This window comes from Paraneptunicella aestuarii, from assembly GCF_019900845.1.
GTDB classification, from domain to species: Bacteria; Pseudomonadota; Gammaproteobacteria; order Enterobacterales; family Alteromonadaceae; genus Paraneptunicella; species Paraneptunicella aestuarii.
In genome coordinates this window covers 1,012,122-1,026,994 of record NZ_CP074570.1, presented here as the reverse complement: position 1 = coordinate 1,026,994, position 14,873 = coordinate 1,012,122, and the positions used below count along the sequence as shown (strand labels likewise).

Sequence of the window (14,873 nt, the reverse complement as noted above, 5' to 3'; positions counted from 1 at the left end):
CTTCGGAGCAACATACTGAGCACGGGTTAATTAGCAAAGGAATCTCTTTAAATGTCGAATTTAAGCATCGCAGACATAGTGCAGGCTCATAGACGTATCGCACCCTATATTCATGAAACACCTGTTGTTGAATCCTCATTGCTGAATCAGTGGCTGGGGCACGAAATCTATTTCAAGGCTGAATGCTTACAAACCATCGGGGCATTTAAAATTCGTGGTGCGGTCAATGTCGTCACCAAATTAGCGGAAACAGATTCGCTCCCGAAACGGATCGTCGCCAATAGCTCAGGCAATCATGCCCAGGCAGTGGCCTACGCCGCCCGGCTTTATGGCATACCTGCCACCATATTCACTACTCAGAATGTCTCCTCAGTGAAAGCCGCTGCAACTGAAAGCTATGGCGCAGAAGTAAGACGTTTTGCCACCCGAGCTGAAGCCGATGCCGCAGTTCAGGAAGCCAGCCAAGAGCCGGGCACAGTATGGATCCCACCGTTTAATCATGAAGATATTATTACAGGCCAAGGCACAGCAGCCTTTGAAGCACTAATGGAAATCGGTGATGTAGATTCTGTGTTCGCCCCCTGTGGTGGTGGCGGCTTGGTATCGGGCACTTTCATTTCAACGCGCGCCTTATCACCCAAAGCCAAAGTAATAGGCTGTGAGCCACTAAACGCCAATGACGCCGCAGAATCTCGCCGCAAAGGCAGCATTCAAAGCTTAACCGAAACGCCCGTGACATTGGCCGATGGAGCAGCAACTCCGGCGGTCGGCAATATTACCTTCCCCTATATACAACAGCTGGATGGCTTTTTTGAGGTCAATGAAAACGATATCGCTTATTGGACACAATGGCTGCAACACTTGTTGAAGCTTCATGTTGAACCGACCAGTGCCATGTGTATGGGTGGTGTTGTCGAATGGTTGAAACAACAGTCTGAACCAAAACGAGTATTGGTGATTCTCTCTGGTGGCAACATCTCAGAAGCCAGTATGCGTAACATCTGGGCAGAAGATCATTTAAGCCGGGTTCCTTCTCTTTAAAACAGTTTTAAGATCAAAAAAAGGGGCTTAAAAAGCCCCAAACACATTCATCGATTTTGAATAAAGAAACTGTTTACAACGACAACCAGACCGGGATGTAATCTTTCAGAGCTTGCATTGCCGCTGTACCGACATAAGATACTGCTGCAAGCTGATCCATGCTGGTAATAGTGCGAGCTGCCAAAATATTATCAACAGCACGTCTGTTCATAGCGGCTTGAATATCCAATTGCTCAAGCGTTGCATAGTTAACTATTTCAAGAACAGTCGCCACCTCATCGGCAGAGAGAGCAACACCGTCCCAAGTACCGCCCTGATAAGTCACCCCACAGGAACCGCCAGAGCCGGCATTGCAAAATGAACGGCTGAAATGACCTTCAAACTCTGCGGCAGTTTGAGAATCATGAATAATCACAACGTTCTCGTCGTTACCAAACGCGGCTGCACCGCTGATATTATGAGAGCCGGTCAAGACCGTGTCGTCAACGATAATGTATTTATGGTGCCATTTGTCGCCACCATCCATATTCGCCACTCTTACATCTGCGGTATTCTGCCAAGGGTTATTAGGTGCACCGGTATAAGAATCGGTTTCATAGACTCCATTAGTGTTCAATTCCTGCTGACCCGACATATCCATAAACTCTGAGTAATAGCGGAAGAAGAAGCTGGAATCGCCAATCCCCTGGATATCAACACCCGCCTCTTTTTTGCCTTTCATTGCATCAGCAACATCCTGAGCACTAATAACGAACTGAGCCAGGCGAATACGCTGTTTTGCTGATGCAACATAGTTAACCATGTTTTCTAACGTAGAGCCGGCAAACAGGCTAGGAGATTGAGGTGTGAACTGAACGTCGATACGAATGTTGTCATTAGTGGTATAAACCGTCTCCATCTGATGATCAGGTTTACCCAAACCAAACAAAGAATCTTTAGCACCACCCGCACCATCACCCCACATGATGTTGAACTGAGTGGTATACACACCAGCAAGTTGCTGTGATTCAATCACCACAATGTGATTATCATTACCTGCACTAATCAGGTTTCCAGTCGCATCCAAATCGCCATGGATACCGGATTGAGTAAAGTTAGTGCTTCCCGTTAATACACGAGCGCCATCAACAATAATGAATTTATTGTGTTGGATTTTGGATCCTGCACTGCCGTTTTCAGTGTCATCAATCCAGGGAATATTGCCAGCATCAAGAATACCTAATGCTTCGACGTTTTCACCTGCAATATTGTCTTCATCGGTAATAAAACGAACATCAACGCCACGGTTTTTTGCAGCCACCATTGCCTGTGCAATACCTGGCAAATCCAGATCATAAACAGCCATATATAAGGTGGAATTTGCAGAATTAATCACCTTAATGATCTCATTCTCTAAATTAGCCTTCATCGCCGGCAAATTCACATCATGGTTGAAATAAACTTTAATGTCGTCAGCGTAAGCACTCGTCGTGAGGCCAGTAAAAACGGTGCTTACTAAAGCAAACGCAATGCTCTTGATGTTAGTTTTCATATTTGTTTCTCCTACAGCAACACTTGTTTTTTTAATTGATATTATTGTTATTAATACTTTTGTATTTGTTTTAATAAGAAATATAAATGGTCAAATTTTTTCTGTCCACGCATGTTTATGCACGGAAATCGGGTTTTAAGTAATATTCAAAAACGGCATAACTAATAAAAAAATTCCGGTCTGGAAATTAGTTATTCACGTATTTAAGAGATTGACCATTTTTTGGTCGAGGAAAGTCCTTTTACTGCAAGGATTTTTTAGGAAGTTGATGATAATCATCCAAGACTACAACGTACCCTTTTCACATACTTGTGATCACATCCAGTACATTCTCGGCTATTCAATTTGCGCATTATATATTCGATTTTTGACTGTTTAAAGACGGTTTTTTTACATACACAAACCCATTATGACTTCTCTATTACGTATCATTTTTGGTAACAAAATGAGAGTTAAGCCTATTTGTTTTTACAGAGAAAATGCATTAAAAGCAGATAAGAAAATGAAAAATAATTTATTTATATCAATACGTTAAATAGCAACACCATTCACTAATCGACTAAAGTCACAAACACAATATCAAGAACGCACTCCGCCCAATTAATTACCTTAAATATCAATAAACAAAGAAAATAGCGTAATAGCTTGGCACTTAAGCCAAAATATTAAAGTTCATTTAACTGATTAAATTACAAGCTAATTTTTATGTTAACTGACAAGCAAAAATGAAGTTGGAGCCCACATATTTATAACCTTAAATACCTAAGAAACGTTATTAGTGAGTTCATGAAATCAAGGATATCGATGTTGAACAATAGTGTGTAATTGACCTCTTTTATCCCAATAACCTCTGCTTCACATAATTGCTTAATTCCTCACAGAAAGTTCAAATAAGCTATTTAACCTGAACTCGGGATAAGAAATATCGTTACTCTTGAAGTTTCACTGGATTTATCTAATAAAAACCATAGCGTTAATTAAATGAAATTGTTTTTGTGAGAAATATTAAAGGCCGCAGGACTTATTGGCAGTATCAGCCTACAATATCGCTTATGCGGTATATTCTGTTATTTACAATTACTCTCATTTCATTGACATTCAAAGCCAATGCTTTGGCTAATGCTCGATGCACAGTGCTATACAGCTTACATGGCAATATTGCCGAGGACTTTGAGGAGCAGAAGCAAGCCTTAAGCTCTCAAATAAAACGTCAAGGAATTCAAATGCAGGATCTCAATGACTGGCAAAAAACGACGTTATCAGGGCGGGAACGCAATCAGTTACGCAAAGCATTCAACTTACCTCGCCAAGGTAATCATATTGCGATTTTAAATCATAAAGGCAGGCTGACTCAGAATATGTCTGAACACATTGACTTGGTGGATATATTAATGAGCTGCCGCGACTAATACTCAACTAATCTCGGTCGCCATACCACGAACCATATACAAGCAATCTTGCATATTCCCGGGTAGAGCCTCTGGGTATTCTCGCTCTCGAAAACCATGTTTTTGATAACAATGAATCGCCGCCTGATTATGTGTTAGTACAAATAGCGAAAAGCCCGCAGCCACAAAAGGCAGATAAATCTTTTGTGTCGTGGTATCAATAAAACCTTGTGGATTACAGTTCTTTTCTACCGCATCCCATTTCTGTTCCGGTACATAAGCGCCAAGTTCAATGCTTTCGATTAAACGCGCCAGAAATCGGCTTCCCAGCCCCTGCCCTCGAACATTCGGAGAAATGGCAACCCGGCCAAAATGATAGCGCCCCAATCTGGGATAAATCTGGGCAAAACCCATTAGCCGTTGCTCCTCACTGGGTAAAAACACATCATCCTGGGGGATCAGAGCCACGCTAGCCAAACGCAACCAGCCAATGTCGCGTAAGAACAAGGTTTGATTAGAGGGATAACGCATGCCAGGCCCACCCCAGGTAAACATGGACGCTTTGGAATCGAACCAGTGAAAAAGTTGTTTTATGTGTTCAGGTTGAGCAGTGACCATTGCCACTGCCCTCAATGATGTTAATGATGTGAAAGAAGGAAAACGACGACTATCGACCATCGTACAAGGTGGCGATCCATTTCGCCTCAGGAATAAAACTCCATGACCAGGATTGCCACTTTTCACCCAATCCTTTCTCTGTCACCTGTTCCAATGTCATGCCTTCCGATTTCATGTCCATCACTAATTGGCGCGTGCTTTTCAGCATATCCAGGAAAACTTCAACATCCTTTTTACTCGCCAATTTGCCATGACCAGGCATCACTTTGGTGTCATCGTTGATTTCGCTTAACAGAACTTCAACGCCCTTGATATAACCGGGTACAGAACCTCCAGCATCCAAATCAATGTAAGGGAACATATAGTTGAACATGATATCGCCAGTATGAAGCACATTTTGCTTCTCAAAAATCACATAGCTGTCGCCGTCGGTATGCGCGCCCGGCAAATGCTTCACATGCAATACATCACCATTAAAATGGAACTTCACGCCATCGGCATAAGTCACTACAGGAAGATTTTCAGGCTTTTGCTCGGGGTCGTTTTGCAAACGAACTCGCACATTATCATGAGCAAAAACAGTAGCCTCATGATGATGCTTCATTTCCCCATTACCGCCAGTATGATCGCCATGAAAATGGGTATTGATAATGTATCGAAGCTTGGTATTGGCGATGCCTTTTAAGGCTGCTGATATTTTGTCAGCCAAGGGCGCAAATTGATCATCAATAATCAAAATACCATCTTCACCCGCAGAGACACCGATATTACCGCCGTAGCCCGTTAACATATAAACGGAAGTAGTCACTTGTTCGGGTTTAATTTCAACCGTATCAAAATCCATTTTTGCTGACGCAGTGCTAATGCCTAGCAGACAAGCAACAGAACATAAAGACAACACAAATTTTTTCATAAAGTCATATCCAATAGTCAGAATGAATATTTAGCATTCACCAACAAACGCAAAGCGTGGTACTTTGCGCCCATCAGGCAATTCAACTTCTTCAACAAACATTTCCAACGGCCTTACCCATAGCTTACCTTCACCATACAAAGGCCGATATACCACCAGTTTACTTTCATCTTCAGAATGAGTGGCAACATCAATCACCTGATAGTCATTGCCTTTGTAATGGCGATACTTCCCGGGCTTTAATTCCATTGCTTGCTGTTCGTTCAATTCAGTCATGTTTAATATCTATTTAAAGTATCTTGCCGCCAGCATAGTCACAGGCGAAGCCGTTGGTTTACCGTGCTGCCAATCACCTTTCTCCACACCACTACCCGCAATATCAACATGAGTGTAAGGAGCGTTAACCTTGTCCAGACCGGACGATATGCATAAAAATGCCATTGGGAATTGATGGCCTCGAGGAGTCACTGCGGAAGCAGCATTATTTGAAGACAATACATCATCAGCTTTGCTTCGAGGCGCAACGAAATCAAAGTCTTCTCGGCGAGAACGAGAAACCTCAGCGGCATCGCCCCATAAATCACCAACGTCAGACAATGCTTGAGCACTTCGATTGGCTCTGGCAAAACCGTTTTCTACCAATGCGGTATAAGGCCCTACAGCACGAGCAGCATGCCCAGTCAAGGTTGCCACAGAGAAAAACTCAGCCTTATCATCGCCTTCCGCCAACTCTTTCAAATGAGTTAACACATCAGACAGCACTAAGCGACCTTCTGCGTCGGTGTTCCCGATACGCACACGCACACCAGCACGGCTGGTAATGATCTCATCAGAAACAAACGCATCGGAACCAATACTGTTACGCACCAAGCCTAACTCAGCAACGACTTTGATACCTTTGGGTTTTAACATGGCAACGGTTTTCATTAAACCAGCAACGGCGGCAGCACCACCTTTGTCACGACTCATACCCGCCATGAAACCACCAGTTTTCAAGTCTGCACCGCCAGTATCGTAAGTGACACCTTTACCCGCCAAATACAGGCTTTGGGTCACTTCCCCTTCCGGTTCATAAGTCAGGGTTACAACGCGAGCATGATGGCGCTCCACTTGCACTGCAGCGCGCGCCACAGCAGCAAGCAATGGATACTCCTCTTGCAATTGTTCTTGCGAGGAAATCACTTCAACTTTCACATCGGTTCCAGCAAAAGCGTCAACGCAATAATCAGCAAATCCCGGAGGTGCCATTCTTTCGGGGTTAGTACCGCAGAGATCTCTTGCCAAACGACGTCCGCCTTCAACAGCAACCAACCAATCAGCATCAACACTTTCGTGCACCAAACCGATCTGATTTACAGGTTCCAATTCGGCTTCATTTAGACTTTCTCTGGCTTCCAGAGGCTGCCAAAGAGACTGGCAAGCTTGTAGATAAGCCACTTCCAATGCGTGTTGGAAGCGCCAATCATTGGGCGTTTCCACAACCAGTAAGGGATTCACGATACCGGCATCTTTGGCGATTTTAGCAGCCTTGTGTGCCGCATCACCATAGCGACGAACATCATCAAAATAACGCATCAGGTTGCCCGTTGGCGCAAAAATAATACGTCCGCCAGCAACACCTTCTGCCGGTAGCAACATAGGCTGCACGCCGACTCGTTTGTCGATATCGGCATACTTGAAAATGGCTTCAGAAATAACAGACGATGTACCGGAAGTGGCGCTGGGAGAAATATAGATAACCGCATCCCAGGTTCCGTTTACATCAGTGATAGCGTCTACTGTCGCTCTTACTGCGATTGGATAAGACATAAAACCCCTTTTATCGTTAATTCGTTCCAAATGTTGTATTGGGCTATTATTTTTTTGGTTCACCTGATTCTTTGAGTATCAAATAACTTGTTGTGGAAACGGCAAAGGCAGTTGCCGAACCGTCTGCTCATCAGGTAGCCCTACTTGTAATCCCACCAGCCGAATGCCACGATTTCGCTGTCGTTGCAAAATCTCTTGTAGCTGGCTTTTAAACAACTCGGGTACTAAATGAAGTTGTCTCTGCTCAATGCTGGTGAGTTGAAAATCAGAAAACTTAAGTTTAATCCCTTGCGAATGAATATCCATATCAGGACGCACATTCTGAAGTCGTTGCTGTAGTTCTGGCAATAATTTTTCGATTACCTGCCAACATTCTTCGGCAGAATGAATGTCGTGAGGTAAAGTTCTCTCAACCCCGACAGACTTGCGCTTACGTTCTACGCTAACACGTCGTTCATCCTTGCCATGACAATATTGCCACAACGCCAATCCAAATTTGCCGAAGCGTTTGCTCAGCAACTCCTGTGAATACTCCCTGACATCACGGCAATGGTATAACCCCAGATTATGCAGCTTTTCCAGCGTGACTTTACCCACGCCCGGAATTTTACCCAGAGGAAGGCTGGCAACAAAGCTGTCCAGTTCATCAGGAGTCACAACGCAAATACCATTGGGTTTGTTCACATCACTCGCGACTTTAGCAACGAATTTACACGATGCGACACCCGCAGACGCTGTAAGTTGGGTTTCATTCAGGATATCCCTGCGAATTTGCTGAGCAATAAGCGTAGCGCTACCACCAAGCAAGTCAGAATCACTAACATCAAGATACGCTTCATCCAGGGAAAGAGGCTCAATAAGCGATGTATAACGAGCAAAAATATCCCGAATTTGCCGAGACACTTCCACGTACTTTTTCATTTGCCCGGGAACAACCACCAAGTTAGGACACAACTTCATTGCCTGCGCAGTTGCCATGGCAGACTTCACCCCAAACTTACGCGCAATATAGTTACAGGTAGAAATCACCCCGCGCCGATCCGAACGCCCACCAATCGCAATAGGAATATCACGATAACGAGGGTTATCCCGCATTTCGACAGCAGCATAGAAACAATCCATGTCGATATGAATAATTTTACGCACAGAGGGAGATAACTTAACTGGTTATTTATACAGTTATAGTATCCTTTTTTTCAGGATGTGCAAGAGAGCTAAATCAAACCTAATACCCTTTCAAGACATCAATATATTCAGGTATTTCTCCATTCTGAAAATACGGTTTAATATTCTTTGCCACCACTTTAGACGCTGTGACAGGGTTAGTCTGTGCTGAGATATGAGGTAACACTGTAATGTTAGGATGTTGCCAAAGAGGTGAATTCGACGGCAAAGGTTCCTGCTCAAAAACGTCTAAAACAGCATGGCTCAATTTGCCATTATTCAAACACTGCAATAAATCGGGTTCAGGAATAATTGCACCGCGGGCAAAGTTAATCACCGCAGCACCATCAGGCAGCATTTGTAAACGTTGCTGATTCAGTAAATAACGAGTTGAATGTGTCAATGGAAGTAACACAACCAGAATATCACTGGTGCTAAGTAATTGTTGCAACCCGGTATCACCCGAATAAGTAGGAATACCGGGAAGCGATTTAGCGGTGCGGCTCCAACCCTGAACAGTAAAGCCATTATCTTTTAATCTGTTCGCAGCAACTTTGCCGAGGTTGCCTAGCCCTAAAATACCAACGCGTGTTGCATGAGGTAACAATGTAAATAGCGATGTAGGTGACTGCTGCCAAAGCGCGATGTTTTGTTGCTGTCGGTAAACATGCGCTTGTTGATGCAAATATAACGTCCAGAGTAGAACACTGTCAGACATGCTCTGTGCCAGTTGAGGATCGTTCATGCGCACGACTTTTAAGTTCAGATCCTGAATGGCTGGAAGCAAGGTTTCCACTCCAGCCCACAGGCTTTGCACCCATTTCAGGTTGGGGTACTGCTTAATCCTCTCAGGCTGGATATTGGTCACAACAGCCACTTCCACCCGGCTTTTTTCTTGCTCGCTCAAGCCATCCCAAAAGACAACCTTAAACTCTGGCATTGCCAAGCTCAATTGTTGCAACCATAATCCTTGCATCTGTTCAGAGAAGTCTCCGATCAGAGGAATAACAGGTTGTAATGAGTGTTTATTCATCTTACTCATGCCGTGTTTTATAAATTTATTATTTTATCTCGAATCCGGGATCACAATTTCAATGTTAGAATATCGGTCAGAAAATCGATCCATTAGACACTAAAAATTCATCAAACAAAGACACCAACAATAATGGAAAACTCCGCAAGCATAAAAATTGTCGATACTTCCGCGCCTCAATTTAAAGCTTATCAAAACGCGCAAATCGACAAAATAACGCAACTCAAAAAGCTACCGGAAGCGTTAATGTTTGATATGCGCGTAGTATCTACTGTATTTCCATTTCGGGTAAACGACTTTGTGATTAACGAGTTGATTGATTGGGACAAAGTACCTGACGATCCCATCTTCCAACTGACATTTCCGCAACGCGACATGCTCGATGCAACATCCTATGGGCAGATGGCGGCGCTGTTGAAGAAGACACCCGCCGCGACTCACGCAGAAGTGCAAGGGTTAGCGCAACAGATACGCGCTAAACTCAATCCGCATCCTTCAGGTCAAATGGATAAGAATGTCCCTAAACTGCAAGGTGAACCTATAAAAGGAATGCAGCACAAATATCGAGAGACGCTGCTCTTCTTCCCAAGCCAGGGGCAATATTGCCACTCCTATTGCACTTTCTGCTTCCGATGGGCTCAATTTGTGGGTAAAGCTACTCGCATGAACAGTAACGATGCTGAGCAACTTCATACCTACTTGCGTGAGCATAAGGAAATCACCGATTTATTGCTCACGGGTGGCGACCCAATGGTAATGCGAACGTCGAAATTTGAGCATTACCTACAACCTTTAATGCATAAAGACTTCGCTCATATTCAAACCATACGTATTGGCACCAAGTCACTCACCTTCTGGCCTTATCGCTATGTTACTGATCCGGATGCAGAGGAGTTGTTAGCACTGCTCAGTGAATTGGTAAAAGCAGGCAAGCATGTTTCGATCATGGCGCATATTAACCATATTCAAGAACTACGTTCGCCAGTCACGCACGAAGCCATTCGCCGAATTCGCGCCACAGGAGCTCAAATTCGCACTCAAGCGCCACTGCTTAACCATGTAAATGTCGATGCCGATATGTGGGCTGACATGTGGAAAGAGCAAACCCGTTTGGGAATGGTTCCTTATTACATGTTTGTCGAACGAGACACCGGAGCAAAACGCTATTTTGAGTTGCCTCTGTACAAAACCTGGGAAATTTTCCAGCAAGCGTATAAACAGGTTTCCGGTATAAGTAGAACGGTTCGAGGCCCATCAATGAGCACCGAACCCGGTAAAGTAGAAATTGCCGGTGTAACAGAAATTGCAGGTGAAAAGGTCTTTGTATTGCGTTTTATTCAGGCCAGAAACCCTGACTGGGTACAACGCCCCTTCTTTGCCAAATATTGCGAAAAAGCCGTTTGGCTGAATGACCTTAAGCCTGCTTTTGGTGAAGAGAAATTTTTCTTTGAACTCGAAAACAAACAGCCCGCTAATTAGCAGGCTGCATTAAAAAAATAGACAAACCTTTCAAGCTATTCTTTTTCTGTCATAACTGTTGTTTTCTCTGAACACTCTGGCACAGACACAACCTCATCAAGATGCTCTTTTACTTTATCCTGAGCCCCGGCTAATGATGAAGGCACGCTAACACGACCTTGAACCAAATCGTCCAGAGAACCATTGTCACCGACGATACCCAGTTCTTTTAGCATGTTATCAACCAACGGTGCATTGGCTCGGTAGGCCAAAGCCGCACTGGTTATGTCATCGGCCAAGCCTTTACTGGAGCCACTGTCACTTTGTCCATTGCCAGATACCCCAGCCGCACCATATCCATGTAACACCTTGATGTCAGAGATTTTCTCAAACGGTTTCACTGTTTGAGCAACCAACTCAGGCAATATACGGATCATTTCAAGCGCACGTTTCAGTTCTAACACCTCGTCACGCACAGCATTTTCTGCTTCATTAATGGCTCGTTTACCTTCTGCTTCCACTTCATAAACAACCTTGTCAGCCTGGGCTCGTAGTCTTGCCGCATCAGCTTGTGCCTGAGCTTCGATACGAACCGATTCTGCTTTGTCTTCTGCCGCTTTACGCCCCGCTTCCGCTTGAACAGTAATAGTTACGGCCTCTTCCTCAGCTTCCTGTTTGGCTTTGGTTGTCGCAATTAATCGCTCACGCTCGGCTTCGGCCAATTTCTGCGTCGTAATAACTTCTTCTTCCTTGGCAACGCGTGTTTTCTCTGCTTCAGCAGCTTGAGCTCTAGCTGCTGATTCTTCTTCTGATTTCTTCGCTATAATGATTTTCTGATCCTGACGCGCAACTTCAATATCACGCATTCTGGCAATTTCTTGTTCCTCAGCAGCCTTTTGCTGTTGAATGCGTTGTTGCTGAATCGCAAGTTGTTTGGCAATTTCAGCCGCTTCAATGTTCTGTTCCTTTCTAATTTCTGCTTCACGTTCTTCGCGTTCTTTATCGGCTCGCTGTGCTGCTATTTGTGCTTTCTGCTCTGCGGTCGCCAACGCAACGGCTTTTTCCTGAGCCAAACGCGCTTCTTCCTGACGCTGCTTGATCAGTAAAGATTCCTGCTCAGCTTCAAAATTGCGCGTTTCAATGGCAATACGGTTATGCTGTTGAATATCGTTGGTTTCTTTTTTCTTGGCTTCGGTGATCTTGGTTACGTTAGCCAAACCTTCTGCGTCAAAGGCATTATTGGGATTGAAATATTCCACATTGGTTTGATCGAAGCTGGTAAGAGATACCGACTCTAATTCAAGTCCGTTCTTCTGGAGATCATTGACGATAGCTACCTGAACTTTCTGTACAAATTCAGGGCGCTGCTCATGCATTTCCTGCATGGTCATTTCCGCGGCAACGGCACGCAGTACGTCAACGAATTTAGACTCCATCAGCATTTTCACTTCTTCCGGATTCTGTGTTCGGTTGCCCAATGTAGTGGCAGCTTTAGAAATACCGTCAATGGTCGGTTGAACACGGATGTAAAAATCAGCCTTTACATCAACACGCAAGCGATCAGCTGAAATCAAAGCTTCTTCTTTAGAGCGCTCGACTTCAATACGCAAGGTGCTCATTTTCACGTATACCATATCGTGCAATACCGGTAATACGATTGCGCCTCCGTTCATCACCACTTTTTCACCACCAAATCCTGTACGAACAAATGAATATTCCTTGGTGGAACGCTTGAACAGTTTGGCCAGCATTAGGCCAGTGGTGAGTAAAACGATGAGGACAATACCGGCAATAACTGCCATAAAGATTAGATCGAAGTTAGTATTTGCTGCTGTTTCCATTTTATAAAATCTCCTGATTACTCATAGAAATGACTCATTGATTGGACAACTAAACACCACCAATCAGTTTTAAATTGCTTAGAAAGTAAAATTGAACCTCTTAAAAAGAAGTTAAAAAGGAATGACCCGCCAAATTCCGCGTTCATCCAACTCCGTTAGCACAACCTGAGCACCCGTATTCAATTCCAGATGCTCTTGCACCAGTTCAACCAAAACCTGCTGTTGAGTACCAAAGCTGTCGTGCATGGAGGCTTCCACTGGACGCCCTTTTCGACAACCATCTTGAACCAGCACCGCCACAGTGCCTTGAAAACTCTCAACACTGACAGCATCGGTTGTGGTATTCGGCATGATTTTCGCGATCCATCCACCCAGCAAATGAGTAAGATACATAGCGGCTAATAAGGCAGGGACAACAGATATTGCTTGCCAGAGAATGTCTCCGGTGAGATTGAGCCAGAAGTAGTTAATGATATAACCGGCAACCGAGAAGTTACCAATGAACAGGATCAACCAAACCAGCAACGGCAGTTTGGATAAACATAACCAGCCCAGAAACGCCATGAAGCCAGGTACTGCGGTTACGTCAGCATCTGCGTCTACATCGAGATCAAAAGGGGTTAGTTCGTCGATCCAGCTCATCACAGACAAGCCAATCAAAAGGCCGACACCTTCAATCAGTGCAATACCCAAAACAAGAAAGAGACCAAAAGTATAAGGAAGGTTTCCCGTCGCCGTAAAAAACTCAAACATAATTCATTCCATTGCCCATCTAGCATCAAGAATATTAATCTCAAATACAGAAGTTGCCAAGCTCCCAATCAGGGTTTTCTCATTTCGTTTTCACAAGTAGAGGGAAATAGCCAATCGAATTCTTTTAACTATCACTATGCCAAACTTCGGTTCGATTCCGACCATTATGCTTAGCATGATACATTGCCTGATCAGCCCGCTTTAAACATTCATCCATATCCATATCGGCCTGAACCTCTGCAATACCAAAAGAGGCGGTAATTAATACTGAATGCTTGTCGTTGTCTTTTATCTCTAACTCAGCTAATCCTTTTCTTATACGCTCGGTAAGCGCAGTAGCACTATTAACATTCGTATTAATCAAGGTTAATAAAAACTCTTCCCCTCCAATTCGGAAAAACTTATCAAATGCACGCAAATGGGTTTGAACAAATTCAGTGGCACTTTTCAACACAAGATCACCAAAAGCATGTCCATAACTATCATTGACGGATTTAAAAAAGTCGATGTCCATCATCACAATGTATGCCGTACAGACTTTGCGTGAAACCATTTCTCTTACCTGATAAAGCTCATCTTTTAATGTTGCACGATTATAAGCTCCGGTTAATGGATCACGGTTGTAATGAAGCTTTTGCAGAAGCTCTTTTAACTTCTCAACTTCTGCCGTAAATGCATCCACATAAGAAGAAAAATCATTGAATTGTGAGGGGGAAATTGTTTGATTTGACTCCTTAAGTAGTAGCATGTTCGCCGCTATTTGGTGCATTCCCTGATGCAGTTTTTCAATATTTTTAAAAGAATGATTGTCTTTCAGAAATTCGTTCTCTTCACTGTAGTACCACTGGCCAAACTCACACCGGGTATGAGCATCTGGACGTTTATCTTCATCAAGATGTACCAAATCACAAACAACCGTTCTTAATAAGTGTTTAAGCCATCTTCTGTGATACTCAACAGCTTGATCAAGGCGTTTTATAACAGGATCAACATCTTGATTAGGTAACAATTGCATCTTGGCACCTCAAAAATAACCGTGAAATGTTTGACTTACAGACGCAAACGGCGAGTGTTATTACCCACAAACGATAAGAGCAGATAAAACATTTAATAATCTGGTTTCTTTTACCGAGTTATTCGGTTCACTCTGTATCTTATTAAAAGATAAGTACAACTATGGAATTGCGCAATATTCATTCAAGTAGTGAGATCACAGATCAAAACGATTATGTTCAAACATAGAATATTGCTAAAAGAAGAGCAGAAATGAAAAAAGCACTGATCCTTTTAAACATCAGTGCTTTTTAGATAGGCTAATCGGATT

13 protein-coding genes are annotated in these 14,873 nt (G+C 43.6%); 3 read left to right on the top strand and 10 right to left on the bottom strand.

The window, feature by feature from the left end:
- Window positions 1–51 precede the first annotated feature (51 nt).
- On the top strand, window positions 52–1,041 hold the full coding sequence (locus KIH87_RS04270) for a serine/threonine dehydratase (RefSeq protein WP_232360299.1): 990 nt from the start codon (window positions 52–54) through the stop codon (window positions 1,039–1,041).
- A 73-nt stretch (window positions 1,042–1,114) separates the two neighbouring features.
- Here the strand turns inward: KIH87_RS04270 and KIH87_RS04265 are convergent, their stop codons facing one another.
- The gene (locus tag KIH87_RS04265) at window positions 1,115–2,572 is read right to left on the bottom strand and encodes a phospholipase D-like domain-containing protein (protein ID WP_232360298.1); all 1,458 of its coding nucleotides are present in this window, start codon (window positions 2,570–2,572) and stop codon (window positions 1,115–1,117) included.
- A gap of 1,052 nt (window positions 2,573–3,624) precedes the next feature.
- On the opposite strand from KIH87_RS04265, the gene KIH87_RS04260 reads away from it, so the two are divergent.
- Window positions 3,625–3,981, top strand: coding sequence for a hypothetical protein (locus KIH87_RS04260; protein ID WP_232360297.1), 357 nt, complete (start codon window positions 3,625–3,627; stop codon window positions 3,979–3,981).
- 3 nt (window positions 3,982–3,984) lie between these two features.
- On the opposite strand, the gene KIH87_RS04255 is transcribed toward KIH87_RS04260, so the two are convergent.
- The 6 genes from KIH87_RS04255 to KIH87_RS04230 form a co-directional block, all read right to left on the bottom strand.
- Complete coding sequence (locus KIH87_RS04255; RefSeq protein ID WP_232360296.1) at window positions 3,985–4,578, bottom strand: GNAT family N-acetyltransferase; 594 nt, start codon at window positions 4,576–4,578, stop codon at window positions 3,985–3,987.
- Window positions 4,579–4,627: 49 nt separating this feature from the next.
- The gene (locus KIH87_RS04250) at window positions 4,628–5,491 is read right to left on the bottom strand and encodes an MBL fold metallo-hydrolase (protein WP_232360295.1); all 864 of its coding nucleotides are present in this window, start codon (window positions 5,489–5,491) and stop codon (window positions 4,628–4,630) included.
- A gap of 30 nt (window positions 5,492–5,521) precedes the next feature.
- Window positions 5,522–5,740, bottom strand: coding sequence for a DUF1653 domain-containing protein (locus tag KIH87_RS04245; protein WP_232361426.1), 219 nt, complete (start codon window positions 5,738–5,740; stop codon window positions 5,522–5,524).
- Between the two features lie 36 nt (window positions 5,741–5,776).
- A complete protein-coding gene (locus KIH87_RS04240; RefSeq protein WP_232360294.1) occupies window positions 5,777–7,300 on the bottom strand; it encodes a M17 family metallopeptidase in 1,524 nt (507 codons plus the stop codon).
- Window positions 7,301–7,378: 78 nt separating this feature from the next.
- The gene (dinB, locus tag KIH87_RS04235; RefSeq protein ID WP_232360293.1) at window positions 7,379–8,446 is read right to left on the bottom strand and encodes a DNA polymerase IV; all 1,068 of its coding nucleotides are present in this window, start codon (window positions 8,444–8,446) and stop codon (window positions 7,379–7,381) included.
- 79 nt (window positions 8,447–8,525) lie between these two features.
- Entirely contained in the window at window positions 8,526–9,497 is a 972-nt protein-coding gene (locus KIH87_RS04230) for a 2-hydroxyacid dehydrogenase (protein WP_232360292.1), read from the bottom strand.
- A 132-nt stretch (window positions 9,498–9,629) separates the two neighbouring features.
- Here KIH87_RS04230 and KIH87_RS04225 point away from each other — a divergent pair, with 132 nt between their 5' ends.
- Window positions 9,630–10,976 carry a KamA family radical SAM protein gene (locus KIH87_RS04225; RefSeq protein WP_232360291.1) on the top strand — a complete coding sequence of 449 codons (1,347 nt, stop codon included), beginning with the start codon at window positions 9,630–9,632 and terminating at the stop codon, window positions 10,974–10,976.
- A gap of 35 nt (window positions 10,977–11,011) precedes the next feature.
- On the opposite strand, the gene KIH87_RS04220 is transcribed toward KIH87_RS04225, so the two are convergent.
- The 3 genes from KIH87_RS04220 to KIH87_RS04210 form a co-directional block, all read right to left on the bottom strand.
- Window positions 11,012–12,796 (bottom strand): flotillin family protein, encoded by a 1,785-nt coding sequence (locus tag KIH87_RS04220; RefSeq protein WP_232360290.1) that lies wholly within the window; start codon window positions 12,794–12,796, stop codon window positions 11,012–11,014.
- Between the two features lie 111 nt (window positions 12,797–12,907).
- The gene (locus KIH87_RS04215; RefSeq protein ID WP_232360289.1) at window positions 12,908–13,549 is read right to left on the bottom strand and encodes an OB-fold-containig protein; all 642 of its coding nucleotides are present in this window, start codon (window positions 13,547–13,549) and stop codon (window positions 12,908–12,910) included.
- A 124-nt stretch (window positions 13,550–13,673) separates the two neighbouring features.
- The gene (locus KIH87_RS04210) at window positions 13,674–14,564 is read right to left on the bottom strand and encodes a diguanylate cyclase (protein ID WP_232360288.1); all 891 of its coding nucleotides are present in this window, start codon (window positions 14,562–14,564) and stop codon (window positions 13,674–13,676) included.
- Between the last annotated feature and the right edge of the window lie 309 nt (window positions 14,565–14,873).

Bases quoted from the DNA above. Each gene is read 5' to 3' on its own strand.
- KIH87_RS04270 (WP_232360299.1), top strand. From the start codon at position 52: ATGTCGAATTTAAGCATCGCAGACATAGTGCAGGCTCATAGACGTATC.
- KIH87_RS04265 (WP_232360298.1), bottom strand. From the start codon at position 2,572: ATGAAAACTAACATCAAGAGCATTGCGTTTGCTTTAGTAAGCACCGTT.
- KIH87_RS04260 (WP_232360297.1), top strand. From the start codon at position 3,625: ATGCGGTATATTCTGTTATTTACAATTACTCTCATTTCATTGACATTC.
- KIH87_RS04255 (WP_232360296.1), bottom strand. From the start codon at position 4,578: ATGGTCACTGCTCAACCTGAACACATAAAACAACTTTTTCACTGGTTC.
- KIH87_RS04250 (WP_232360295.1), bottom strand. From the start codon at position 5,491: ATGAAAAAATTTGTGTTGTCTTTATGTTCTGTTGCTTGTCTGCTAGGC.
- KIH87_RS04245 (WP_232361426.1), bottom strand. From the start codon at position 5,740: ATGGAATTAAAGCCCGGGAAGTATCGCCATTACAAAGGCAATGACTAT.
- KIH87_RS04240 (WP_232360294.1), bottom strand. From the start codon at position 7,300: ATGTCTTATCCAATCGCAGTAAGAGCGACAGTAGACGCTATCACTGAT.
- KIH87_RS04230 (WP_232360292.1), bottom strand. From the start codon at position 9,497: ATGAATAAACACTCATTACAACCTGTTATTCCTCTGATCGGAGACTTC.
- KIH87_RS04225 (WP_232360291.1), top strand. From the start codon at position 9,630: ATGGAAAACTCCGCAAGCATAAAAATTGTCGATACTTCCGCGCCTCAA.
- KIH87_RS04220 (WP_232360290.1), bottom strand. From the start codon at position 12,796: ATGGAAACAGCAGCAAATACTAACTTCGATCTAATCTTTATGGCAGTT.
- KIH87_RS04215 (WP_232360289.1), bottom strand. From the start codon at position 13,549: ATGTTTGAGTTTTTTACGGCGACGGGAAACCTTCCTTATACTTTTGGT.
- KIH87_RS04210 (WP_232360288.1), bottom strand. From the start codon at position 14,564: ATGCAATTGTTACCTAATCAAGATGTTGATCCTGTTATAAAACGCCTT.